Annotated in this window: 20 protein-coding genes, 1 tRNA gene and 1 riboswitch; of the genes, 18 read left to right on the top strand and 3 right to left on the bottom strand. The window is 71.2% G+C overall.

Going from position 1 to position 23623, the window contains the following annotated elements:
• Positions 1-127: 127 nt before the first annotated feature.
• Positions 128-1717 (top strand): phosphoglycerate dehydrogenase, encoded by a 1590-nt coding sequence (gene serA, locus BJP60_RS09025; protein WP_203135456.1) that lies wholly within the window; start codon positions 128-130, stop codon positions 1715-1717.
• Between the two features lie 2 nt (positions 1718-1719).
• Complete coding sequence (locus BJP60_RS09020; protein ID WP_238439359.1) at positions 1720-2187, top strand: DUF2867 domain-containing protein; 468 nt, start codon at positions 1720-1722, stop codon at positions 2185-2187.
• 9 nt (positions 2188-2196) lie between these two features.
• Here the strand turns inward: BJP60_RS09020 and BJP60_RS09015 are convergent, their stop codons facing one another.
• Positions 2197-2739 carry a TetR/AcrR family transcriptional regulator gene (locus tag BJP60_RS09015; protein WP_203135454.1) on the bottom strand — a complete coding sequence of 181 codons (543 nt, stop codon included), beginning with the start codon at positions 2737-2739 and terminating at the stop codon, positions 2197-2199.
• 86 nt (positions 2740-2825) lie between these two features.
• On the opposite strand from BJP60_RS09015, the gene BJP60_RS09010 reads away from it, so the two are divergent.
• Genes BJP60_RS09010 through BJP60_RS08990 form a run of 5 tightly spaced genes read left to right on the top strand, consistent with a single transcriptional unit; the run spans position 2826 to position 8626 of the window.
• Complete coding sequence (locus BJP60_RS09010) at positions 2826-4355, top strand: MFS transporter (protein WP_203135453.1); 1530 nt, start codon at positions 2826-2828, stop codon at positions 4353-4355.
• A gap of 34 nt (positions 4356-4389) precedes the next feature.
• Entirely contained in the window at positions 4390-5442 is a 1053-nt protein-coding gene (locus BJP60_RS09005; protein ID WP_203135452.1) for a 3-isopropylmalate dehydrogenase, read from the top strand.
• A gap of 34 nt (positions 5443-5476) precedes the next feature.
• Entirely contained in the window at positions 5477-6580 is a 1104-nt protein-coding gene (locus BJP60_RS09000; RefSeq protein ID WP_203135451.1) for a branched-chain amino acid aminotransferase, read from the top strand.
• Positions 6581-6602: 22 nt separating this feature from the next.
• Entirely contained in the window at positions 6603-7376 is a 774-nt protein-coding gene (locus BJP60_RS08995; protein WP_203135450.1) for a fumarylacetoacetate hydrolase family protein, read from the top strand.
• On the top strand, positions 7373-8626 hold the full coding sequence (locus tag BJP60_RS08990; protein ID WP_203135449.1) for an MFS transporter: 1254 nt from the start codon (positions 7373-7375) through the stop codon (positions 8624-8626). The genes BJP60_RS08995 and BJP60_RS08990 overlap by 4 nt, the downstream gene beginning before the upstream one ends.
• 39 nt (positions 8627-8665) lie before the next feature.
• Here BJP60_RS08990 and BJP60_RS08985 read toward each other — a convergent pair whose 3' ends face one another.
• Positions 8666-9733 carry an aminotransferase class V-fold PLP-dependent enzyme gene (locus BJP60_RS08985; protein ID WP_203135448.1) on the bottom strand — a complete coding sequence of 356 codons (1068 nt, stop codon included), beginning with the start codon at positions 9731-9733 and terminating at the stop codon, positions 8666-8668.
• An 83-nt stretch (positions 9734-9816) separates the two neighbouring features.
• Here BJP60_RS08985 and BJP60_RS08980 point away from each other — a divergent pair, with 83 nt between their 5' ends.
• The 3 genes from BJP60_RS08980 (at position 9817) to BJP60_RS08970 (ending at position 12476) form a co-directional block, all read left to right on the top strand.
• The gene (locus BJP60_RS08980) at positions 9817-10794 is read left to right on the top strand and encodes a LysR family transcriptional regulator (RefSeq protein WP_203135447.1); all 978 of its coding nucleotides are present in this window, start codon (positions 9817-9819) and stop codon (positions 10792-10794) included.
• A 10-nt stretch (positions 10795-10804) separates the two neighbouring features.
• Positions 10805-12316 carry a glutamate--tRNA ligase gene (gene gltX / locus BJP60_RS08975; RefSeq protein ID WP_203135446.1) on the top strand — a complete coding sequence of 504 codons (1512 nt, stop codon included), beginning with the start codon at positions 10805-10807 and terminating at the stop codon, positions 12314-12316.
• Between the two features lie 88 nt (positions 12317-12404).
• Positions 12405-12476: transfer RNA gene (locus BJP60_RS08970), tRNA-Gln, on the top strand.
• Positions 12477-12531: 55 nt separating this feature from the next.
• Here BJP60_RS08970 and BJP60_RS08965 read toward each other — a convergent pair.
• Positions 12532-12693 carry a hypothetical protein gene (locus BJP60_RS08965; RefSeq protein ID WP_203135445.1) on the bottom strand — a complete coding sequence of 54 codons (162 nt, stop codon included), beginning with the start codon at positions 12691-12693 and terminating at the stop codon, positions 12532-12534.
• Between the two features lie 329 nt (positions 12694-13022).
• Here BJP60_RS08965 and BJP60_RS08960 point away from each other — a divergent pair, with 329 nt between their 5' ends.
• The 8 genes from BJP60_RS08960 (at position 13023) to BJP60_RS08925 (ending at position 23590) form a co-directional block, all read left to right on the top strand.
• Positions 13023-16040 carry an alpha-L-rhamnosidase C-terminal domain-containing protein gene (locus tag BJP60_RS08960; protein ID WP_203135444.1) on the top strand — a complete coding sequence of 1006 codons (3018 nt, stop codon included), beginning with the start codon at positions 13023-13025 and terminating at the stop codon, positions 16038-16040.
• A gap of 161 nt (positions 16041-16201) precedes the next feature.
• Positions 16202-16293, top strand: a riboswitch (TPP riboswitch).
• On the top strand, positions 16285-17094 hold the full coding sequence (gene thiM, locus BJP60_RS08955; protein WP_203135443.1) for a hydroxyethylthiazole kinase: 810 nt from the start codon (positions 16285-16287) through the stop codon (positions 17092-17094). (Overlaps the previous riboswitch by 9 nt.)
• On the top strand, positions 17091-17744 hold the full coding sequence (thiE, locus tag BJP60_RS08950) for a thiamine phosphate synthase (RefSeq protein WP_203135442.1): 654 nt from the start codon (positions 17091-17093) through the stop codon (positions 17742-17744). Before thiM ends, thiE begins: the two co-directional genes overlap by 4 nt.
• A complete protein-coding gene (locus BJP60_RS08945; protein ID WP_203135441.1) occupies positions 17741-19246 on the top strand; it encodes a bifunctional hydroxymethylpyrimidine kinase/phosphomethylpyrimidine kinase in 1506 nt (501 codons plus the stop codon). The genes thiE and BJP60_RS08945 overlap by 4 nt, the downstream gene beginning before the upstream one ends.
• Positions 19247-19284: 38 nt before the next feature.
• Entirely contained in the window at positions 19285-20313 is a 1029-nt protein-coding gene (locus BJP60_RS08940; protein WP_203135440.1) for a LacI family DNA-binding transcriptional regulator, read from the top strand.
• A gap of 90 nt (positions 20314-20403) precedes the next feature.
• A complete protein-coding gene (locus BJP60_RS08935) occupies positions 20404-21756 on the top strand; it encodes a substrate-binding domain-containing protein (protein WP_203135439.1) in 1353 nt (450 codons plus the stop codon).
• Positions 21753-22700 (top strand): carbohydrate ABC transporter permease, encoded by a 948-nt coding sequence (locus BJP60_RS08930; RefSeq protein ID WP_203135438.1) that lies wholly within the window; start codon positions 21753-21755, stop codon positions 22698-22700. The genes BJP60_RS08935 and BJP60_RS08930 overlap by 4 nt, the downstream gene beginning before the upstream one ends.
• Positions 22700-23590: a carbohydrate ABC transporter permease gene (locus BJP60_RS08925; RefSeq protein WP_203135437.1), complete on the top strand. Its 891-nt coding sequence runs from the start codon at positions 22700-22702 to the stop codon at positions 23588-23590. Before BJP60_RS08930 ends, BJP60_RS08925 begins: the two co-directional genes overlap by 1 nt.
• The last annotated feature ends 33 nt before the right edge of the window (positions 23591-23623 follow it).

Here is a 23623-nt window from a genome sequence, read left to right as displayed (position 1 = left end):
ACCCGTTGGCGTCCGGACGGATCCTGCCGCTCCGGTAGGCTGGCACAATCGCGCTCCGATGGCGTGGCGCGACGGACACACCCCACCCGCGCGTAACCCCACCGCGCACGCCTCGAAGGATCCGCCCTTGCCGAAGCCGATCGTCGTCATCGCCGAAGAACTCTCTCCCGCAACGATCGAGGCTCTCGGTCCCGATTTCGAGATCCGCACGGTGGACGGAACCGACCGCCCCGCGCTGTTCGACGCGCTGGCGGAGGCGAACGCGGTGCTGATCCGCTCGGCCACCCGCATGGACGAGGAGGCGCTCGCACATGCGCCGCAGCTGAAGGTCATCGCCCGCGCGGGCGTGGGCCTCGACAACGTCGACATCAAGGCCGCCACGACGGCCGGCGTCATGGTCGTCAACGCACCGACCTCCAACATCGTCTCGGCCGCCGAGCTGACGTGCGGCCACATCCTGAGCCTCGCGCGTCACATCCCGCCGGCCTCCACGGCGCTCGCGGGCGGCGAGTGGAAGCGCAGCAAGTACACCGGCACCGAGCTGTTCGAGAAGACCCTCGCCGTGGTCGGCCTCGGCCGCATCGGCGCGCTCGTCGCCGCGCGCATGCAGGCGTTCGGGATGCGCGTGATCGCGTACGACCCCTACGTCACCCCCCAGCGCGCGCAGCAGCTCGGCGTCGAGCTGGGCACGCTCGACGAGGTGCTCGAGCAGGCCGACTTCCTCACGATCCACATGCCGAAGACGCCCGAGACGACCGGCATGATCTCCAGCGCCCAGCTGAAGCGGATGAAGCCCACCGCGTACGTCGTCAACGTCGCGCGCGGCGGCCTGATCGACGAGGCCGCGCTCGCCCAGGCCCTCAAGGACGGCGAGATCGCCGGCGCGGGCCTCGACGTCTTCACGAGCGAGCCGCCCACCGACACCAGCCTCACCGGCCTGCCGAACGTCGTGGCGACGCCGCACCTCGGGGCGTCCACCGAGGAGGCGCAGGAGAAGGCCGGTGTGTCCGTCGCGAAGTCGGTCAAGCTCGCCCTCGAGGGCGACCTGGTGCCCGACGCCGTCAACGTCGCGGGCGGCGTGATCGACCCGTTCGTGCGCCCCGGCATCGCGCTCGTCGAGAAGCTCGGCCAGATCTTCAGCGGCCTCGCCCGCAGCGCCGTCACGAGCCTCGACCTCGAGGTGCGCGGCGAGCTCGCCGCGTACGACGTCAGCGTCTACCGCCTCGCCGCGCTCAAGGGCATCCTGACGAACGTCATCAGCGAGAACGTCTCGTACGTGAACGCGCCGCTGTTCGCCGAGCAGCGCGGCATCGAGACGCGCATGACGGTCGAGACCGAGAGCCCCGAGTACCGCAACGTGACCACCCTGCGCGGCACGCTCGCCGACGGCAGCGTGCTGAGCGTGTCGGGCACGCTCGCCGGTACGCGCATGGTGCAGAAGATCGTCGGCATCAACGGCTACGAGATCGAGGTGCCGATCGAGAAGCACCACGTGGTGCTGATCTACAAGGACGCGCCCGGCATCGTCGCGATCTACGGCGCGAAGTTCGGCGCGGCGGGTATCAACATCGAGGGCATGCAGGTCGCGCGCGAGCAGGCGGGCCTGGCGCTCAGCATCGTCACGGTCGACCAGCGCGTTCCCGACGAGGTGCTCGCCGAGATCGGCCGCGACATCGACGCGCCGGTCATCACGCAGATCGAGATCACCGCGGAGTGATCGTGGGCGCCCCCGGCCTGACGAGCCTCGCGCTGCGGGCCGGGGAGCGCTTCGACTACGGCGACGTGATCCTCGTCGCCCAGCCGCCGCGCACGCCGGATGACCCGCGGGTCTGGGCGGAGACGGTGTTCTCCGCCGCATCGCTGCCGTTCGCGGTGCGCGCCCTGTTCGGCGTGCGGATGGCGCTCGCGCCGCTGCTGGGGCTGCGTCCGGCGCCGAAGGGCGTGTTCGACGTGCGCCAGGTCGTCGGCCAGGAGGCGCTGATGGCCTTCGACGACGCTCACCTCGAGTTCCGGTGCGCGGTCGCCGTGGATCCGGTCATGCGCGTCGTGCGGATGACGACGATCGTGCGCCTGCACAACTGGCGGGGGCGGCTGTACTTCGCCCCGGTGGGCATCCTGCACCCCTGGATCGTGCACGCCATGCTGCGGCGCTGCCGCCGCGTGCTCGCCGCTCGCGCGGCGCGCTGAGCTCCGTCGTCAGTCCGCGACGGCGGACTGGACGAGCCGGATGAGTCCCGCCAGCGCCTCGCCGCGGGGGACAGGACCCGGCAGATCGTTCATGAGCGCCGAATTGACGTAGATGCCGTCGCTCACGAGCATCACGAGATCCAGCGCGACGTCGTCGCGCACGTGCGGCCGCAGCGCCTCGGCCCAGCCGGCGCGCACGGCCGCCAGCTCGGCCGACGCGGTGCCGTTGCCGCCGTGCGCGAGCCTGCTCACCGCGTTGATCGCGCGGTCGACGGGGAGGCCCACGTCGCCCGACGTCGCCAGGAAGGAGGCGAGGGGACCCTCGGGGGCGCGCTGCAGCTCCTCGACGTTCTCGGCGGCGAGGGCGCGCAGGCGCTCGAACAGGCCCTGCTCCAGCGCCTCGCGGGATCCGAAGTGGTACAGCAGTCCGCCCTTGGAGACGCCCGCCTCCCGGGCGACGCTCTCCAGCGTCGCGGCGCGCTCGCCCTCGCGGATGAGCAGCTGCTCGAACGCGTCGAGGACCTTCTCGCGGGCGTGCGGCGGGCGGGTCATGCCGTCCACCCTCTCATGCCCAGGGAATGCCGAGCGGCGCGCATTACTGTACCGTCGGGACGGTATAGAAAAAGGGAGCCACTCGGATGACGATCACGACGTCGACGGAGCAGATCGCGGATCAGCGGGCGGGCTGGCGCGCCTGGGTGGCGCTCGCGGTGCTCATGCTGCCCGTGCTGCTGGTCTCGGTGGACAACACGATCCTGAACTTCGCGCTGCCCGCCATCGCGCGCGATCTGGAGCCCTCCAGCGCCGAGCAGCTGTGGATCATCGACGCGTACTCGCTCGTGCTCGCGGGGCTGCTCGTGACCATGGGGTCGCTCGGCGACCGTCTCGGCCGTCGCCGCATGCTGCTGTGGGGCGCCGTGGGGTTCACCGCCGTGTCGGTGCTCGCGGTGTTCGCGCCCACGGCCGGGTGGCTCATCGCCGCGCGCGCCGCGATGGGGCTGTTCGGCGCGTCGCTCATGCCGTCGACCATGTCGCTCCTGCGCGGGATCTTCCCGAACCGCGATCAGCGGCGCATCGCGATCGCGATCTGGGCGGGCATGTTCTCGGCCGGTGCCGCGCTCGGTCCGATCGTCGGCGGGTTCCTGATCGAGAACCTGCCGTGGCAGAGCGTGTTCCTCCTGGCCGTGCCCGTGCTGACGCTGCTGCTGATCCTCGCGCCGATCTTCGTCCGCGAGAGCCGCGATCCGCATCCGGGTCCCGTGGACGCGGCGAGCATCGTGCTGTCGATGCTCGCGCTCGCGCCCGTCGCCTACGGCATCAAGGAGGTCGCGGTGCACGGCTGGGTCGGCGTCGTGCCCATCGCGATCGGCGCGCTGTTCGGCTGGCTGTTCGTGCGCCGCCAGCTGCGGATGCCCACGCCGATGCTCGACATGTCGCTGTTCGGACGCGCGGCCTTCAGCGGCTCGCTGCTCGTGAACCTCTGCAGCGTGATCGCGCTCGTGGGCTTCCTCTACTTCGTCTCGCAGCACCTGCAGCTGATCGTCGGCCTCAGCCCCATGGCGGCCGGGTTCGCGCTGGTCCCCGGGATGGCGCTGTCGATCCTCGGCGGCCTGGCCGTGACGCCCATCGCGCGGCGGTTCTCGGCGGCGATCGTGGTGCCGTCGTGCCTGTCGCTCGCGATCGTGGGGTACCTCGTGGTCGCCGCCGCGGGCGGTCACGACCTGTGGCTGCTCGTCATCGCGTTCGCGCTGCTGGGGGCGGGCATCGGGGCCGCCGAGACCGTCTCGGGCGAGCTGATCCTCGCGAACGCGCCCGCGGCGAAGGCCGGGGCGGCGAGCGCCGTGTCCGAGACCGCGTACGAGCTCGGCGCGGTGCTGGGCACGTCGATCCTGGGCGGCATCCTGACCGCGTCGTACCGCTCGTCGCTCACGATCCCGGCGAGCGTGCCGGACCCCCTCGCGGCGCATGCGCGCGAGACGCTGGCGGGCGCGATGAACGCCGCCGACGAGCTCGGCGGACAGGTCGGGGGAGCGCTGCGGGACGCCGCGGCCCAGGCCTTCGACGGCGGCGTGACGGTCACGTCGCTGATCGGCGCGGCGCTCGTCGTGCTCGCCGCGCTCATCGGCGCCAGTACGCTGGGAAGACGCCGGAAGACCGTCGCGGGCTGAGTCGCCTCGCGTCGGCGGAGCGAGAAGGAGAGCGATGTCGCGCGTTGTGAAGCTGGCGGTCATCCCCGGCGACGGGATCGGCCCCGAGGTGATCGCCGAGGCGGAGAAGGTGCTCGACGCCGTCACCGCCGGATCCGACGTCACGTTCGACAAGAGGCGGTTCTCGCTCGGCGCCGGTCGCTATCTCGAGACCGGCGACACGCTCACGGACGACGACCTCGAGGCGATCAAGGCCCACGACGCGATCCTGCTCGGCGCGGTCGGCGGCGTCCCCGGCGACCCGCGGCTGAAGGACGCCAACATCGAGCGCGGCCTGCTGCTGAAGCTGCGCTTCGAGCTCGACCACTACGTGAACCTGCGCCCCTCGAAGCTCTACGCGGGACAGCCCGGGCCGCTCGCCGCGCCCGGTGAGATCGACTTCGTCGTCGTGCGCGAGGGCACGGAGGGGCCGTACGTCGGCAACGGCGGCTCCATCCGGCGCGGCACGCCGCACGAAGTCGCGAACGAGACGAGCGTCAACACCGCCTACGGCGTCGAGCGCGTGGTGCGCTACGCGTTCGAGCTGGCCGAGCGCCGCTCGAAGCGCCTCACGCTCGTGCACAAGACGAACGTGCTCGTCAACGCGGGCGCCCTGTGGCAGCGCACGGTCCAGGAGGTGGCGATTGGCCATCCGGACGTCGCCGTAGACTATCTGCACGTCGACGCGGCCACCATCTTCCTGGTCACGAACCCCGGCCGCTTCGACGTGATCGTCACCGACAACCTCTTCGGCGACATCCTCACCGACCTGGCCGGCGCCGTCACCGGTGGCATCGGCCTCGCCGCCTCGGGAAACATCAACCCCAGCGGCGCCTTCCCGTCGATGTTCGAGCCCGTGCACGGATCGGCGCCCGACATCGCCGGAACCGGCAAAGCCGACCCGACGGCCGCCATCGGCTCCATCGCCCTGCTGCTCGACCACCTCGGGCTGCGTGAGGAGGCGGATCGCGTCACGCGCGCGATCGAGGACGACATCGACTCCCGGGGCCCCGAGCCCCGCACCACGACGCAGGTGGGCGACGCGATCGCCGCACGCCTGCAGGCGTAACCTGGGCGCACGCGCCCGAGACAGGACCACCGACATGACCGACACCCTCGCCCAGACCGACGCGCTCGCCCCGCTCGAGTTCGCCGTCACCAAGAATCTTGCGGCGAAGTCGCCGTCCGAGCGTGCGCAGCTGCTCGAGAACCCCGGCTTCGGCACCGTCTTCACCGACCACATGGTCGACGTGTGCTGGTCGGCGAAGGGCGGCTGGCACCGCCCCCGCGTCCAGCCCTACGGGCCCATCAGCCTCGACCCGGCCGCGGCCGTGCTGCACTACGGCCAGGAGATCTTCGAGGGCATCAAGGCCTACCGCCACGCGGACGGCGGCATCTACACGTTCCGTCCCGAGCAGAACGCGCAGCGCCTGCAGCGCAGCGCGCGCCGCCTCGCGCTGCCCGAGCTGCCGACCGAGTACTTCCTGCAGTCGCTGCGCGAGCTGATCGCGGTCGACGGCGACTGGGTGCCCTCGGGCGACGACCAGACGCTGTACCTGCGTCCGTTCATGTTCGCCAAGGAGGCCTTCCTCGGCGTGCGTCCCGCGCACAAGGTCGCCTACTACGTGATCGCGAGCCCCGCCGGCTCGTACTTCAAGAACGGCATCCAGCCCGTCAAGATCTGGCTGTCCGAGCGCTACCAGCGGGCCGCGAAGGGCGGCACGGGAGCCGCGAAGACCGGCGGCAACTACGCCGCGAGCCTGCTGCCGCAGGCCGAGGCGTACGAGAACGGCTGCGACCAGGTCGTGTTCCTCGACGCCGACGGCAACATCGAGGAGCTCGGCGGGATGAACATCCTGTTCGTGAAGAAGGACGGCACGATCGTCACGCCCGACTCCGAGACGATCCTCGACGGCATCACGCGCAACTCCCTCCTGCAGCTCGCGCGCGACCGCGGCCTCACGGTCGAGCAGCGCCCCGTGTCGCTGACCGAGTGGCGCGAGGGCGTCGCATCCGGCGACTTCACCGAGGTGTTCGCGTGCGGCACCGCGGCCGTGATCACCCCGATCGGAGCGCTCAAGGCCGCCGGCTTCGAGGACGCCCAGCCGATCGGCGAACTCGCGCTGTCGCTGCGTGAGGAGCTCACGGACATCCAGTACGGCCGCCGCGAGGACAGGCACGGCTGGCTGCACCGGCTCGACGCCTGAGCGGTGTCGTTAGGCTGAGCGGGTGAAGATCGCCCGGTTCAGCCACAACGACACCATCCGCTACGGGATCCTCGACGAGGCCGATCTGGTCGTCCTGGCGGGCGATCCGATGTTCGCGGGGTTCGAGACCACGGGGGAGCGCGTGCCGCTCGCCGATGCCGCGCTGCTGGCCCCCGTGATCCCGCGATCCAAGGTCGTGTGCGTGGGGCGCAATTACCGCGACCACGCGGCGGAGCTCGGCAACGAGGTGCCCAAGCAGCCCATGCTGTTCTTCAAGCCGAACACGTCGGTGATCGGGCCCGGTGACACGATCGTGCGACCCCCGCAGACGAAGGACACGCAGTGGGAGGGTGAGCTCGCGCTCGTGATCGGCCGCATCGCGAAGAACGTCACGGCCGAGAACGCGCTCTCCTACGTGTTCGGCTACACGGTCGCGAACGACGTCACGGCGCGCGACCTGCAGAAGCCGGACGGGCAGTGGGCGCGCGCGAAGGGCTTCGACACGTTCTGCCCGCTCGGGCCCGCGATCGAGACCGACTTCGACGTGTCGCAGGGCGAGGTCATCACGCGGCTGAACGGCGAGGTGAAGCAGCAGGCGCCGTTCACGGACATGATCTTCGACATCCCGTCCCTGATCGAGTACGCGTCGGCGGCCTTCACGCTGCTGCCGGGTGACGTGCTGCTGACCGGCACGCCGGCCGGCGTCGGGCCGTTCCAGGCCGGCGACACGATCGAGGTCGAGATCCCCGGCCTCGGGATCCTGCGCAACACCGCCCGCGACGCGCTGACGTCGTGACCACCGTCCCTGTCGCCCAGGAGCTCGCGCGGATCCAGGGCCGGACGGTCCGGGTCCTGGCGGCGGGTCAGGTGCTCGGCGGCGTGTCCTTCGGCGCGACGGTGTCGCTCGGCGCGCTGCTCGCGGCCGACGTGTCGGGGCAGGAGTCGCTCTCCGGCTTCGCGACGGCGGCCGTCACGCTCGGCGCCGCGCTGTGCGCCATCCCGCTCGCGCGCCTGGCCGGGGCCCGCGGGCGGCGCTTCGCCCTGACGCTCGGCAACGTGTTCGCTCTCATCGGGATCGCGATCGTGATCACCTCCGCGGGGCTGCGCGCGTTCCCGCTGCTGCTGGTCGGCGTGATCCTGATCGGCATGGGAAACGCCGGGAACCTGCAGTCGCGCTTCGCCGCGACCGACCTCGCGACGCCGCAGCGCCGCGGACGCGACCTCGGCACGGTGGTCTGGGCGACGACCGTCGGGGGAGTGCTCGGACCGCTCATGATCACGCCCGGCGAGGTGCTCGGCGCGGTCGTCGGGATGCCGCCGCTCACGGGCGCGTACCTGTTCTCGATCGTCGCGCAGCTCGCGGCCCTGGCGCTCTACGTCGTCGCGCTGCGGCCGGATCCGCTCGTGCTCGCCCAGCGGATCGCCCGCTCGTCCGGTCCCGCCGGGCCGGTGGTGGAGGCCGACCGGCCCGTCGCCGCCCGGTACGCCGTGCTCGCGGTCGCCGCCTCGCACGTCGTGATGGCGTCCGTGATGGCGATGACGCCGATCCACCTGTCGCACATCGCGCACGGCGGCGCGCACGCCGGGCACGGCTCCGACACGACCGAGATCACCCTCCTCGTCGGCACCACGATCGCGCTGCACGTGCTCGGGATGTACGGCGCATCGCCGCTGTTCGGCTGGCTGGCGGATCGGATGGGCCGGGTCGCGACGATCCTGCTGGGCTTCGGGATCCTCGTGCTCGCGCTCGGCACGCTCACCATCTGGCCCGACGAACAGCCCGCGGTGGTCGTCGGGCTGTTGCTGCTCGGGCTCGGCTGGAGCGCCGGCACGGTCGCCGGATCCGCCCTGCTGACGGAGAGCACGCCCATCAGCCGGCGACCGCGCCGGCAGGGACTCAGCGACACCACGATGACGGCCTCGGCGGCCGTCGGCGCCGTGCTCGCGGGCGTGGTGCTCGACACCCTCGGCTACGGTGCCCTCGCGCTCATCGCACTGGGCGTCGTGGCGGTCACGGCGCTGCTGTCGCCGCTCGGTCGCCGCTGATCTCGGGCGCGGCGTCGCTCGTCCGTGCCCGCCTCCGTGTCAGCCGCGCAGGGCGCGCACAGCGAGCTCGACGTCCTCGAGGTCGTTGAAGACGTGGAAGCCGAGGCGCACGCGACCGGCGCGTCCGGAGGCGGTGATGCCGGCCCGCACGAGCCGGGCGAGACCGTCGCCGTCCGGATCCGGGGCGGAGACGATCGCGCTGGCGATCGCCGGCTCCGGGAGCGCGAGCAGCTCGCGACAACGCCGCGCGAGGCCGGTGTCGTGCGCGTGGATCGCCCCGGGGTCCGCGCCGGCGAACAGCGCGAGCGACTGCTCGGCGCCGAGGAAGGCCTGCCAAGCGGGGGAGATGTCGAGCCGCGTCGCATCGGTCGCGAGCGGGAGGTCGTGCCCGTAGCAGGAGGTCCACGGATCGGCGCCCGCGTACCAGCCGGCGAACAGCGGCGGGATCTCGCGCGCGAACTCCTCGGAGACCGCGAGGAACGCGACCCCGCGCGGCGCGCACAGCCACTTGTAGGCGTGGCAGACGAGCGCATCGACGGCGTCGGCGGCGACCGGCAGCCAGCCGATCGCCTGCGCGCCGTCGCACAGCGTGCGGGCGCCGTGGCGCCGAGCGGCCGCCGTGATGGCGGGGAGGTCGGCCACGTCGCCGGTCGCGGACTGCACGAGCGAGAAGGCGACGAGCGCGGTGTCCTCGCCCACGGCGTCCGCGAGTTCGGGGAGGGGGACGGCCCGCACCCGCAGGCGCCGCGTCGAGTGCACGAACGGCAGCAGCAGGGAGGAGAAGTCGCCCTCCGGGACGAGCACCTCGGCGCCGTCGGGCAGCGCCGCGGCGATCAGGGCGGCGAAGGGCGAGGTCTGCGAGCCGATCGCGACACGGGAGGCGTCGACGCCGACCAGCTGCGCGAACAGCGCGCGCGACCGCTCGGCCGCGGCGGTGTAGGTCGGGACGTCGACGCGTCCGGCGGCGGCGGACTCCGCGTCCGCGATCAGGGCGTCGCGGGTCGCACGCGGGGGCAGGCCGACGGTGCACGCGGCGAGGTAGCCGGGCCCGCCGAGGAACTCGTCGCGCAGCGCGGCGATCGGGGAGGTGAGGGAGAGGGGGGACATCTCATCCAGCGTCGCGCCGGATGTCTCATTGGTCTACGGCAGGTTTCGAATCAGCTACATGCGCGGACGTTATGGTTGTCGCCATGACGGATACGAGAGACGGCGCCCGCGCCGCCGGGATCGATCTGGATGCGCAGGATCTGCGGCTGATGCGCGCCGTCGCCGACAGCGGCTCGATCACGAGAGCCGCTGCGGCGCTCGGCTACAGCCAGCCCGCCGTGAGCCAGCACATCAAACGGCTCGAGGCCCGCACCGGCGTGCCGCTCGTGGAGCGCATCGGCCGCCGCGCGCGGCTGACCGAGGCCGGCCGCCTGCTCGCCCGCCACGCGCCGGCCGTGGTCAACGCGCTCGAGGCCGCGCAGGAGGATCTCCGGCTGCTGCGCGGCGGCGGCAGCGGCCGCGTGCGAATGGCCGGGTTCCCGTCGGCATCGGCGACCGTGCTGCCACGCCTGATGGCCGAACTCGCTCGCGAGCGCCCCGGTATCGAGCTGCAGTACGTCGAGGCCGAGCCGCCCCAGGCGGTCGAAGCGGTGCGCGAGGGGCGCGCCGACCTCGCCCTGACCTTCAGCTTCCCGGGCGATCGCGAGGACCCTCACGGGGAGAGCGCGCGCGGGCTCACCGTCTCCGTCGTGGGGCAGGATGACGTGCTGCTCGTGCTGCCGGAAGGGCATCCCGCTGCGGAGGGGGACAGCGGGATCGCCGACCTCGCGGACGAGAACTGGATCGGCGGCTGCCCCCGGTGCCGCCGGCACCTTCTCGAGCTGTGCGCCAGGGCGGGGTTCGCGCCGCGGATCACCTTCGAGACCGACAACTTCGTGGCCGTCGAGGGCCTCGTGGCGCAGGGGATCGGCGTCGCCACGCTACCGCGCATGGCCCTCCAGGCGACGCCGCGCCACGACGGCGTGGCCATCCGCGCACTGCCCGGAAGCGAGCGCCGCACGCTGCATCTCGTCGCCGCGCGCGGGGCCGAGCGCGTGCCGTCCGTTCGCGCGGTGCTCGGCGTGCTCGACCGCGTGCTCCCGGACATCCTGCGCCCGGTGCCGGCCGGCCCGCGCAACTAAGCTGGTTCCGATGTCTTCTGCACCCGATCCCCGCACCACGACGGCCACCGGCGCCGACGTGCGCGTGCGCTTCTGCCCTTCGCCCACCGGTCTGCCGCACGTCGGCCTGATCCGCACCGCCCTGTTCAACTGGGGCTACGCACGCCATCACGGCGGCAAGCTCGTGTTCCGCATCGAGGACACGGATGCGGCGCGTGACAGCGAGGAGAGCTATCAGCAGCTGCTGGACGCGCTCCGCTGGCTGCGCATCGACTGGGACGAGGGCGTCGAGGTCGGCGGCCCGCATGCGCCGTATCGCCAGTCGCAGCGCACGGACCTCTACCTCGAGGTGCTCGAGAAGCTCAAGGCGTCGGGTGCGGTGTACGAGAGCTTCTCCAACGCGGAGGAGATCGACGCGCGCAACGAGGCCAACGGCCGCGCCAAGCAGCTCGGCTACGACAACTTCGATCGCGACCTCACCGAGGAGCAGAAGGCCGCGTTCCGCGCCGAGGGGCGTCGGCCCGCCCTGCGCCTGCGCGTGCCGGACGAGGACATCACGTACGTCGACCTGATCCGCGGCGAGGTGACCTTCCCCGCCGGGTCGTTCCCCGACTTCGTGATCGTGCGCCCCAACGGCGCCCCGCTCTACACGTTCGTGAACCCGGTCGACGACGCGCTCATGGGCATCACGCACGTGCTGCGCGGTGAAGACCTCATGCCGTCGACCGCGCGCCAGCTCGTGCTGTACGCCGCGCTCGTCGACGCCGGCGTGACCACGTTCATCCCGCGCTTCGGTCACATGCCGCTCGTCCTCGGCGACGGCACCAAGAAGCTGTCCAAGCGCGACCCGCGCGCCGACCTGTTCCTGCACCGCGATCGCGGCTTCGTGCCCGAGGGCCTGCTCAACTACCTGGCGCTGCTCGGCTGGTCGATCGGCCCCGACCGCGACGTGTTCTCGCTCGACGAGTTCGTGGCGGCGTTCGACATCGCCGACGTCAACCCGAACCCGGCCCGCTTCGATCAGAAGAAGGCCGAGTCGATCAACGGCGACCACATCCGCATGCTCGAGCCCGCTGACTTCGCCGAGCGCATCCTGCCGTACCTGGTCAAGGACGGCGTGGTGGGGGAGAACCCGACCGACGAGCAGCGTGCGCTGATCTCGAAGGCGGCCCCGCTGATCCAGGAGCGCCTGCCGCTGCTCGGCGATGCACCGGGTCTGCTCGGCTTCCTGTTCGCGGAGTACGTCACGTACGACGAGGATGCGCGGGCGGGACTTCCCGAGAACGCGGTCGAGGTGCTGAAGGCGTGCGTCGACGCGCTCGAGGCCCTGCCCGAGGAGAGCTTCGACGCCGCCGCGATCCAGGCTGCGCTGTCGGCCGCCCTGATCGACGGCCTCGGCCTCAAGCCCCGCGTCGCCTACGGTCCGCCGCGCGTGGCGATCACCGGCCGCCGTGTCTCGCCGCCGCTGTTCGAGTCGATGGAGCTGCTCGGCAAGGCCGAGTCGGTGCGCCGTCTCGTCGCCCTGGTAGAGGAGCTGTCGTAGCCGACACGCCATGAGGACGCGTCCGGTTTGGAGGCACCAGCGCCGTCGGGTAGGCTAGACCCTCGGTACGGCTTCGGTCGGACGCCCTTGGGGTATGGTGTAATTGGCAACACGGCTGATTCTGGTTCAGTTGTTCTTGGTTCGAGTCCAGGTACCCCAGCTTCAAGAAAACCCCCGCTCCGGCGGGGGTTTTCTCGTGTGCGATGTGGTGATGCTCACGCGGCGAGAAGCGACGCACCGGCAACCGGCGCCGGCGCCTCATCGTCGGGATCGAGCCAGACGGCGAGCACGCCGGAGAAGACGACGGCCGCGATCGACACGAGGATCGCGACCACGATCAGGACCGCCATGGCGGTCGAGCGACTCGGGTGGCTCATGCGGTCTCCTCTATGTCCAGGTGTCGTGCCTGCAGTGAGGCTATCCGCGAGGAGCCGTCGAGGGTCGCAGCTCTCGGGCGTCCACGGCCAGGTGCCGCCGCCGACGGTGGAATCGAACGGCGTGAGGCCATTCGGTGAACGGGGCTCACGGTGAGTGTGGTCCGTCCTATCGTGACGGGAAGGTCGACTCGGGTCATGCTCTCGAAGCGTGGTCCGCCGGCCCGTCAGCGGTTCCCGCACGCGGGGATGTTCATGCTCGAGTTCTCGAAGGAGACATGCGTTCGCCATCCCCTGCGCGTCGGCCTCACGGCGCGCTACGCACGAAGGTCGTGAGACGGGGCGCCTCGGTCGGAGCTGTCGGAGCACTGGTCGCCGCACTCGCGATGTCGACCGGCAGCGCGCTGCCCGCTGCTGCCGGCCCATCCGAGTGGCAGGACGAGGTGCTGGGCACCGGCGAGACCGACCTCGTTCCCGAGGTCGTCGCCGGCGTGTCCGGTGACGTCGCGAACGCGACCGCGCTCGTCGCCGAAGGCACCGGTTCGGCGACACTCACCTGGGACGGGGAAGGACACGCGCCGCACGTGATCCTCGACTACGGTCCGATCGTCGGCGGCCTCCCGTACTTCACCGCGGAATCGACCTCCGGCACGGTCGGCATACAGATGGCGTACAGCGAGAGCCTGAGGTACGTCATCCGGAAGTACGAATCGCGCCTCGTGAAGCCGGCCGCCGCCGGCGACGACACGGTGCACCCCACGAGCACCTCTCACCTCAGCCCGGGGCAGTCCCTGGTGATCGGCTCGGGCGACGACCAGGAGACGGTCGAGATCGTCTCCGTCGGACTCGCGGCCCAGACCTCGACGGCGATCGCGCCGATCGCCGCGGGCGCCACGCACGTCGAGGTGACGGACACCGAGGACTTCTCCGTGGGGTCGGAGCTGCTGATCGGAACCGGTGCTGCGCTGCAGTCCGCGACGGTGACCGAGGTGGGGCGTCCCTCCAGCAGGACGACCCTCGCCGTCGCCGCGGCCGCAGGCGACACGAACATCAAGCTCGGTTCGGGATCCCGGTGGCAGGCCGGCGACGTCCTCGCCGTGAACGGCGAATCGGTCACGGTGACGAGCGTCGGCACGCAGGGGCCGGCGGGCTCGGACCTCGGAATCACGCCGCTGAGGGCGGCGCAGCCGGCGGGCGCGCCCGTCGTGTTCGACGGCACCGGAGTGTCCTTCGCTCCCGCGGTGACGGAGGCGTTCCCGGCGGGGACCACCGTCCGCACTCCTCGCAGCGGTGTGGAAGTCGAACCGCTCGGGAGGTCCCACCCTGCGGACGCCCCGGTGTCCAGCACGCCCGGCGTCGCGGCCGGTGACGATGCGGGTTTTCTCGGCGCCGGCGTGGGATCGCCGCGGAACAGCGTCTTCGAGGTGACGGGCGCCGGCACCTACATCACGCCCGCGAACGCACTCCAAGGAGGCATCCGCTTCCACGCGGTGACGCTCACGACCCCGGGCACCGTCACCATCTCGAAGGTCGGGGTTGAATCGAAGTTCCCGAACTATGCCGCCGACGACTATCGGGGATGGTTCCTCTCCAGCGATGAGACGCTGAACGACATCTGGTACACCGGGGCCTATACGGTCGACACCAACATGGTTCCGGCGGGCGCCCAGAACAGCAGCACCTTCCCGGTGATCCTCGACGGTGCCAAGCGCGACCGCCGCATCTGGGCCGGCGACCTGTTCAACGCGGGGCGCTCGACGTACACCGCGTTCGGATACGGGGCGCAGGGATCCGACTACGTCAGCAACTCGATCGATGTCCTCGGCGCGCGCCAAGCGACGGACGGATCGGTGCCGGGCGAGTCCGCGAACTGGACGAGCACGCCGCCGACGGCGGATTTCTACTCCACCGCCTACTCCCTCTATTTCCCGATCGGCGTCGTCGACTACTTCCGGTACTCGGGCGATCTGACGTTCGGCATCGAGCAGTACGACCGCCTGAAGGCGCAAATGGACTACAACCGGAGCCAGGCGAACCCCGATGGCCTGATCGTGACGACGGACGCCGACGGGCGGGACTGGGACTTCTACGACGGCGGACGAGCAGGCACCGTCACCGCGACCAACGTGCTGTACTACCGTGCCTTGACCGAGGCGGCCTGGCTGGCCCGTCACCTGATCGAGAACGACCCGGACGATCCCGCAGCGGCGACCTGGGCGGCCGACAAGGCGGCGTGGGAGTCGCGGGCGGCACAGGTCAAGAAGGCGATCAACGACACCCTGTTCGATTCGGCCCGCGGCGTCTACAAGACGTCGGACGTCGACACGAACGGCCGATCGGGCGACGCCGTGCCCCAGGACGCGAACGTCATGGCGATCCTGTGGGGAGTCGCACCAGATGACAGGGTCGACGGGATCCTCGCGTATCTCAAGGCGAACCTCTGGGGCGAGCAGGGCCCGCAGCCGTTCTCGTCGGAGGCGAACAACGCGACTCTGATCAGCACGCACATCTCGGGATTCGAGCTGGCGGCGCGTTTCGAAGCCGGGAACGCGGATGACGCGCTCACGCTCATCAAGACGCTGTGGGCGCGGATGGCGGATCCCTCCAACCCGTTCTACACGGGCGCGTTCTGGGAGAACCATCAGCAGAACGGAGACCTCACCGACGCGTACAAGAGCCTCGCGCACAGCTGGGCGAGCGGCCCGACGTGGGGGATGTCGGCCTACCTGCTGGGCGTCCAGCCGGTCGAACCCGGATTCGCCACGTGGTCGGTGAAGCCGCACCCGGCCGATCTCGACTGGAGCAAGGGCAGCGTGCCCACGCCGCACGGCGCGATCGACGTGTCGTGGGCGAAGAAGGACGGCGTGCTGGATCTCCATGTCCCCGCTCCCGACGGCACCGCCGGCGAGGTCTGGGTGCCGCGAGCCGACGGAGACGGCACCGACGGCTCCGCGGGATCCACCCACCTGCGCACGGAGGACGGCTACGACGTCTACCGTGTCGCCGCCGGTGGCGCCTACTCCTTCAGGGCGGAGCCACCTCCGGTGATCACGTCGAGCGTGGCTGAGGGTGCGTGTGTGCGGGGCGTGGGGGAGGTCACGATGACGGTGGCCGACAACGATCCGCAGGCGTATCACGCGCAGTTGTACACGGCAGCGGGACGCCGGGTGCCGACGATCGAGGGCTCTCAGTGGATGCCCACGACCGACTCGCTGACGATTCCGGCGCAGTGGGAGGCGGTGCCGGACGGCAGGTACTACCTGCTGCTCTCCGCCAGCAGCGTGTCGGGCGGCGAATCCACTCTCAAGGTCGAAGTGACCGTCGACAACACCCCGCCGGGCGGGTCGTGACGCCTCCGGCGGCGGGCGGGGCGCGCTCGGGGAGGCGAGTGACGCGACCCCGCTGAACCGGAGTGGCCGCAGGAGGATCGGCCGCCCGCGTGCCGTCTCGTCTCGCCGGGCGTCCTCTGCCGTCGTACGCGCGCCGGGCGATGCGGGTAGCCTGGAGCCCAACACGTGACACGGGGTGCCCTGCGGGGCTGAGATCACACCCGTCGAACCTGATCTAGTTCGTACTAGCGAAGGGATGTCGCGCATGACGCGCACGCCGGAAAACCTGCTCGATTTCGCCTGCTCCGCTCTGGACGAGGTGCGCGCTCAGGCGCCTCTCGTGCAGTGCATCACCAACAGTGTGGTGACGGGCTTCACCGCCAACGTCCTCCTTGCCCTCGGCGCATCGGCCGCGATGGTGGACATCCCCGGCGAGGCCGGCCCGTTCGCGGGCGTGGCATCCGGACTCCTCGTGAACCTCGGAACACCGACCGGTGAGCAGCGGGAGGCGATGCGCGAGGCCGTGGCGGCGGCGAACGACGCCGGAACGCCGTGGGTGCTCGATCCGGTCGCCGTCGGCTCCCTGCCGGTGCGCACCCCGCTCAGCCATGCCCTGCGCGACCTGCGCCCGGCCGTGGTGCGGGGGAACGCCTCGGAGATCATCGCGGTGACCGGGGCGGGCGCGGGCGGGCGCGGCGTGGACGCCGCCGACGGGGTGGATGCCGCCCTCCCGTCCGCCCTGTCGCTCGCGGAGCGCATTGGGGGGATCGTCGCGGTCTCGGGTCCCGTGGACGTGGTTACGGACGGACGGGACGTCGTGAGGATCGCCAACGGGGACGCACTGCTGACGAGGATCACCGGCGGCGGCTGCGCGCTCGGCGCCGTCCTCGCCGCCTTCGCCGCCGTGCACGACGACCGGTTCGCCACGACGGTCGCCGCGATCGCGGTGTACACGGTCGCCGCCGAGCTCGCCGCGGAACGCGCGTCCGGGCCGGGCAGCTTCTCGGGGGCGTTCCTCGACGCGCTCGCCGCCCTCGACGCAGCGACGCTTCGCCGCCGGGCCGAGCTGTCGTGAACGTCGATCTGTCGGTGTACCTCGTGACGGATGCGCGCCTGGCAGAGGCGGCCGGGCACGACCTGGTCGAGCTGGTGGAGGCGGCCGCACGAGGCGGCGTGACGGCGGTGCAGGTGCGCGAGAAGGATGCGTCCGCCCGGGCGTTCCTCGACACGGTGCTGCGCATCGCCGAGGCGCTGCCTGCCGAGGTGGCGCTCCTGGTGAACGACCGCGTCGACGTGTTCCTCGCCGCACGGGACGCCGGAGCCCGGGTGGCCGGTGTGCACGTCGGCCAGTCCGACCTCCCCGTGACGGCGGTGCGCCGGATGGTCGGCCCGGATGCCGTCATCGGCCTGAGCGCATCCACACCGGAGCAGCTGCGTCTCGCCGCCGCGAGTCCCGCCGGAGTGGGCTACGTCGGAATCGGAGCCGTGCATGCGACGGCGACGAAGAAGGATGCGCCGGAGCCGCTGGGGCTCGCCCGGTTCGCCGCGCTGGTGGCCGAGAGCGCACTGCCCGCGGTCGGGATCGGGGGAGTGACGAGAGCCGACCTTCCGGCCATGCGCTCGGCACGTGCCGCCGGAGCGGCCGTCGTCTCGGCGATCTGCTCCGCCCCCGACCCCGCGTCCGCCGCCCGCGAGCTGCGCGCGGCGTGGGGAGCGGCGTCGTGACCGGGCCGCGGCGCGTGCCCCGGGTGCTGAGCATCGCGGGCACCGACCCGACCGGTGGCGCGGGCATCCAGGCGGATCTGAAGAGCATCGCCGCGAACGGCGGCTACGGCATGGCGGTGGTCACCGCGCTCGTCGCGCAGAACACGCGCGGCGTCCGTTCGGTGCACGTGCCACCGGTCGCCTTCCTCGCCGAGCAGCTCGATTCGGTGTCCGACGACGTGGAGATCGACGCGGTCAAGATCGGGATGCTCGCCACGGCGGACGTCATTCGCGCCGTTCGGGAGTGGCTCGATCGCGTCGACCCGCCGGTGGTGGTGCTCGACCCGGTGATGGTCGCCACGAGCGGCGACCGCCTGCTCGATGAGGACGCCGAGGAGGCGCTGCGCCAGCTGAGCTCGCGCGCTCACCTGCTCACCCCGAACATCCCGGAGCTGGCGATCCTCGCCGATGAGCCGACGGCGGACGACTGGACGGCGGTCGTGGCGCAGGCGGCGCGCGTCTCCGCGCGTTACGGCGTGCGCGTGCTCGCGAAGGGCGGGCACCTCGCGGGAGCCGATCTGCCCGACGCCCTCGTCGATGCGCGCGGAGAGGCGGTCGCGGTCGCCGAGTTCCCCGGCGTCCGCATCGACACGACGAACACGCACGGCACCGGCTGCTCGCTGTCCTCCGCGCTCGCGGCCCGGTACGCGCGCTCGAGCGACTGGATCGAAGCGGTGGGGGAGTCCAAGCGCTGGCTCGCCGAGAGCATCCGCCACGGCGCGAGCCTCGAGGTCGGCTCGGGTCACGGACCGGTCAGCCATCTCGCCGGCCTCTGGGAACGCGGCGGCACCGTCACCCGCCCCACCGCGGACGAGGTCGAGACCGACTGGTGGGAGGACATCCGGGAGATCCGAGCGGGGATCGACGAGGTCTCCTTCCTCCAGGGACTGGGAGACGGCACTCTCGACCGCAGCGCGTTCCTCTGGTACCTCGCGCAGGACGCGCTCTACCTCCGCGACTACTCCCGCGTGCTCGCGGCGGCCAGCGGCCTCGCGCCGACACCCGACGAGCAGGCGTTCTGGGCCGGAGCCGCGCAGGGGGCCATCGCGGCGGAGCTGCAGCTGCACGAGAGCTGGCTCACACCCGACGCGCTCGAGGCCGTCCGCCCCAGCGAGACGACGACCGCGTATCTCGATCATCTCCTCGCCTGCGCCGCCCGCGGCGATTACGCGGTCCTGATCGCGGCGCTGCTGCCGTGCTTCTGGCTCTACCAGGATGTCGGAACGAGGCTGAGCGCCCTTTCGCATCCCGAGCATCCATACGTGTCCTGGCTCGACACCTACGCCGACGAAGCGTTCGCGGCCTCGACGCGGCGAGCGATCGACATCGTGGCACGCGTCGCGGCCGCGGAAGGGGAGCACAGGCGAGCAGCCATGCGCGAGGCGTTCCGGATCTCGTCCGCCCACGAGCTCGCGTTCTTCGCCGCGCCGACCTCGCCGTCGCGGGCCTCCGCGCTCACCTGACGACACGCGCGCCCGATCCTCGGGGATATCCTGGCCCGATGGCGGGGAGGACCGGGCGCGCCACCATGAAGGACGTGGCGCTGCTGGCGGGCGTGTCGCCCAAGACGGTGTCGAACGTCGTCACGGGCACGACCTTCGTGCGCCCCGACACCGTCGCGCGCGTCCAGGCCGCGATGGACACGCTGCAGTTCGTGCCCAATCTCAGCGCCCGCGGCCTGCGCAACGGGCGATCCGGCACGATCGCGGCCGCGCTGCCGGACCTCGCGACGGCGTTCTCCGGGGCGCTGCTGCACTGCCTCGTCGAGGTCGCACACGAGCGCGGCTTCGCCCTGCAGGTGGAGGAGACGGCAGCCGAACCGGGGCGGGAGTACGCGCTGCTGTCCCGCGCGCGTGCCCATCTCGTGGACGGGCTGATCCTGAATCCGATCCGTCTCGAGGACAGCGCCGTCGCCGGGGCCGAGCACCTGCCGCCTGTGGTCCTGATCGGGGAGGTGGAGGAGCCGCAGACGGATCACGTGGGCATCGACAGCCGCGGCGCCGCTCGCGACATCACGCGGCACGTGATCGAGCGGGGCGCGCGACGGATCGCCGTGGTCGGCGGCGACCGTGACCCCGAGCGGGCCACCGCGACCAGCCGGCTGCGTCTGGCGGGCTATCACGATGCGCTCGAGGAGGCGGGGATCGCGAGGGACACCACGCTCGAGGTGCATCACTTCCCGTGGACGCCGGAATCCGGGGCATCCGCTGTCGGCGAGCTGATCGCCCGGGATGCGGCGTTCGATGCGGTCGTGGCGTTCACCGATTCGATCGCGAGCGGAGTGCTGCACGCCCTGCACGCGCGGGGCATCCGCGTGCCCGACGATGTGCTCGTGACCGGCTTCGACGACGTCGAGCTCTCGCGGTTCACCACGCCACAGCTGACGACGGTGCGGTTCGACCTCGCCCTGTTCGCGCGCGAGGCCGTCGGCCTGCTCGAGAGCCGGATGAGCGATCGCTCGCGCCCGCCGCGCTCGGTCACGGTGCCGCACGAGATCGTCGTGCGTGCCAGCACCACCCGCGCGAGCTGACGGGCGGAGACCTCGAGGAAAGCCTTGTGCTCTGCATTACATCGATGTAATGATGTCGCCATCACGGTTCACGCGTCACAAGGGAGTGACATGACACCACCGATCAACCTGACCCGAAGGCAGTTCCTCGCCGGGATGGCGGCGACGGCCGGCGCCTCGCTGCTGGCGGGATGCGCCCCGGCCGGCAGAGCGAGCGGCGCCCAGGATCTGCAGTTCTGGCACCTGCTCTCGGGCGGCGACGGCGTCACGATGTCGTCGATGCTCGACGCGGTCAACGCCGCGCAGGGCGACTACCGCGTCCGCCCGACCGTGCTCTCCTGGGGAACGCCCTACTACACGAAGCTCGCCATGGCCGGCGCGGGCGGACGCGCACCCGACGTGGCGATCATGCACGCCACGCGCGTCACGGGATACGCCCCCGGCGGGCTCCTGGACACGTGGGATCTCGACCGGCTCGCCGAGCTCGGCATCGACGAGTCCACGTTCCCCGCGCCGATCTGGGAGCGCGGACACGCGGGTGGCAGGCTCTACAGCCTCGCGCTCGATGCGCACCCGTTCGTGCTCATGTACAACCGCGATATCTGCGATGCCGCCGGCGTGCTCGACAGCGACGGCCGGCTGCGGGAGATCACCGGTCCCGACGACTTCCTGCAGGTCGCGCGCGACGTGGCCGCCGCGGCCAGGGATGCGAACGGCGGCGAGGGCCACGGACTGTCGTACGGCTACCTGGGAGACGGCGCCCAGATGTGGCGACTGTTCTACACGCTGTACGCACAGCACGGCCTCGCGATGGAGACCCCGGAGGGCGGCACCGCGGTGCTCGACAAGGACGCCGCCGTGGAGTCGCTGGCCTTCATGCAGGCACTGCTGGACGGCGACATCGCGCAGCCGGAAGCCGACTACGCCTCCGCGGTGGCCGAGTTCGCGACGGGGCGCAGCGGCATGTTCGTCACCGGCGTCTGGGAGCTGCGCACGATGGAGGGCGCGGGCATCCCGTTCGACGCCACGCTGATCCCCACGCTGTACGGCACGAAGGCCGTCTACGCCGACTCCCACTCGTTCGTCCTGCCGCACCAGTCGCGCCCGGATCCCGCCAAGCGCGACCTCGTGTACCGGTTCGCGGCGGATCTGCTCAAGGGCTCCTTCGACTGGGCCGGCGCGGGCCACGTGCCGGCGTACCTGCCGGTGACCGAATCGCCGGAGTACGCCGACCTGATCCCGCAGGCGCACTACGCCGAGGCCGCCTCGTTCGTGAACTACGATCCCGCCGCGTGGTTCACGGGGTCCGGCTCGAACTTCCAGAGCGACTTCGGCGCAGCGGTCCAGCCCGTGCTGCTCAGCGGCGGCGACCCCGCGGGCGCGATCGACGCGTTCACCGCGCGCGTGAACCGCCTGCTGGCGCAGCCCAATCCCGCCGACCCCGAAGGGACGTGGCAGGCATGAGCGCGATCACCGACAACGCCCGGACGCGCACGATCGTCACGGGAGCCGCCCTCGATCGCGAGGTCCACGCCGGCACGCGTCGCGGCGAGCAGCTCGTCGGCTGGGCGTTCCTGGCCCCGTTCCTCGTCGCCTTCGTGCTGTTCCTGGTGTGGCCCGTGGTCCACGGTCTCTACCTGAGCTTCACGGATCAGTCCCTCACGGGAGCCGGCGGCGCGTTCATCGGCTTCGCGAACTACGCCGAGGCGCTCGCCGACCCGATCATGTGGCGATCGATCGGCAACACGCTGTGGTTCACCGTCGCCTCCACGATCCCGCTCGTGCTCATCGCCCTGCTCATGGCGGTGCTCGTCGATCGCGGCATCCCGGGGCAATGGCTGTGGCGGCTGTCGTTCTTCATGCCGTTCCTGCTCGCTTCGACGGTCATCTCGCAGATCTGGGTCTGGATCTTCAACCCGCAGATCGGCGCCGCCAACGCGATCCTCGAAGCGTTCGGGCTCGAGCCGCTCGCGTGGCTGCAGAACCCCGACACGAACATGAACGCGATCATCATCGCCACCGTGTGGTGGACGGTCGGGTTCAACTTCCTGCTCTATCTCGCCGCGCTGCAGAACATCCCCGCGCAGCAGTACGAGGCCGCGTCGCTCGACGGCGCGGGACCGCTGCGGCAGCTCTGGTCGATCACGCTCCCGCAGCTGGCTCCGGTGACGGTGCTGATCGTGATGCTGCAGATCCTCGCGTCCCTGAAGCTGTTCGACCAGGCGTACCAGATGCTCGGCGGCGTCGCGAGCGACACCACGCGCTCCATCGTGCAGTACATGTACGAGGCGGGCTTCGTCGGCTACCGATTCGGCTACTCGGCCGCGATCTCCTACGTGTTCTTCGCCCTCATCATCGTCATCGGCGTCGCCCAGGCGCTCATCACGCGTCGCAGGAAGGAGCAGTGATGGCCACCGTCACCGAGACGCTCGTGAACCCCGGCGTACGCGCCGGTCGCAAGCCGGGGGCCAAGCCCTTCGGGCCGCTGCGCATCCTGGCGTTCGTCATCCTGCTGCTGCTCGCGGTCGGGTGGCTGCTGCCGTTCCTGTGGGCGATCGCGACGGCGTTCAAGACCGAGACCGACGCCGCGTCGGGGGAGCCGACGTGGATCGGCGCGACCGGTCCGACGACCGAGGCGTTCACGGCGATCCTGTCGCAGGGCAACGTCTACCTGTGGGCGCTCAACAGCCTGTGGACCGCAGCCGCGGTCACGGTGCTCACGGTCGCGATCTCCGCGCTCGCGGCCTACGCGTTCTCGCGACTGGACTTCCGCGGTCGCAGATGGCTGTTCGTCGTCGTGATCGCCGCGATCGTGGTGCCCCCGCAGGCGCTCATCATCCCGTTGTTCTACCAGATGCTGGTGTTCAACCTGGTCGACACCCACTGGGGCCTGATCCTGCCGCAGATCGTCGCCCCGGCGATGGTGTTCATCCTGAAGAAGTTCTTCGATCAGGTGCCGATCGAGCTCGAGGACGCCGCCCGCGTCGACGGTGCCAACCGGTTCCGCGTGTTCTGGTCGATCGTGCTGCCGCTGTCCCGGCCGATCCTCGCGTCCGTGGCGATCTTCGTGTTCATCGGCGCCTGGAACAACTTCCTGTGGCCCTTCCTCGTCATCAGCGACACCACGCTCATGACGCTGCCCGTCGGCCTCCAGACCGTCATCAGCGCCTACGGCGTGCAGTACGCGCAGGTCATGGCACAGGCCGTGCTGGCCGCGCTTCCGCTCATCGTCGTGTTCCTCATCTTCCAGAAGCAGATCGTCAAGGGCGTCGCCACCACCGGCTTCGGCGGTACCTGACCCGGACCGCGACGCTCGTCCACGAGTTCCACG

It is taken from the genome of Microbacterium sp. JZ31, from assembly GCF_016805985.1.
Lineage (GTDB): Bacteria > Actinomycetota > Actinomycetes > Actinomycetales > Microbacteriaceae > Microbacterium.
Note: the sequence above shows the minus strand (reverse complement) of the source record. Positions and strands in the feature narration are given on the sequence as shown.

Excerpts from the sequence above, each read along its gene's own strand:
- BJP60_RS09015 (WP_203135454.1), bottom strand. The coding sequence starts at position 2,739 with ATGACCCGCCCGCCGCACGCCCGCGAGAAGGTCCTCGACGCGTTCGAG.
- BJP60_RS09010 (WP_203135453.1), top strand. The coding sequence starts at position 2,826 with ATGACGATCACGACGTCGACGGAGCAGATCGCGGATCAGCGGGCGGGC.
- BJP60_RS09005 (WP_203135452.1), top strand. The coding sequence starts at position 4,390 with ATGTCGCGCGTTGTGAAGCTGGCGGTCATCCCCGGCGACGGGATCGGC.
- BJP60_RS09000 (WP_203135451.1), top strand. The coding sequence starts at position 5,477 with ATGACCGACACCCTCGCCCAGACCGACGCGCTCGCCCCGCTCGAGTTC.
- BJP60_RS08985 (WP_203135448.1), bottom strand. The coding sequence starts at position 9,733 with ATGTCCCCCCTCTCCCTCACCTCCCCGATCGCCGCGCTGCGCGACGAG.
- BJP60_RS08980 (WP_203135447.1), top strand. The coding sequence starts at position 9,817 with ATGACGGATACGAGAGACGGCGCCCGCGCCGCCGGGATCGATCTGGAT.
- gltX (WP_203135446.1), top strand. The coding sequence starts at position 10,805 with ATGTCTTCTGCACCCGATCCCCGCACCACGACGGCCACCGGCGCCGAC.
- BJP60_RS08965 (WP_203135445.1), bottom strand. The coding sequence starts at position 12,693 with ATGAGCCACCCGAGTCGCTCGACCGCCATGGCGGTCCTGATCGTGGTC.
- thiM (WP_203135443.1), top strand. The coding sequence starts at position 16,285 with ATGACGCGCACGCCGGAAAACCTGCTCGATTTCGCCTGCTCCGCTCTG.
- BJP60_RS08940 (WP_203135440.1), top strand. The coding sequence starts at position 19,285 with ATGGCGGGGAGGACCGGGCGCGCCACCATGAAGGACGTGGCGCTGCTG.
- BJP60_RS08935 (WP_203135439.1), top strand. The coding sequence starts at position 20,404 with ATGACACCACCGATCAACCTGACCCGAAGGCAGTTCCTCGCCGGGATG.
- BJP60_RS08930 (WP_203135438.1), top strand. The coding sequence starts at position 21,753 with ATGAGCGCGATCACCGACAACGCCCGGACGCGCACGATCGTCACGGGA.
- BJP60_RS08925 (WP_203135437.1), top strand. The coding sequence starts at position 22,700 with ATGGCCACCGTCACCGAGACGCTCGTGAACCCCGGCGTACGCGCCGGT.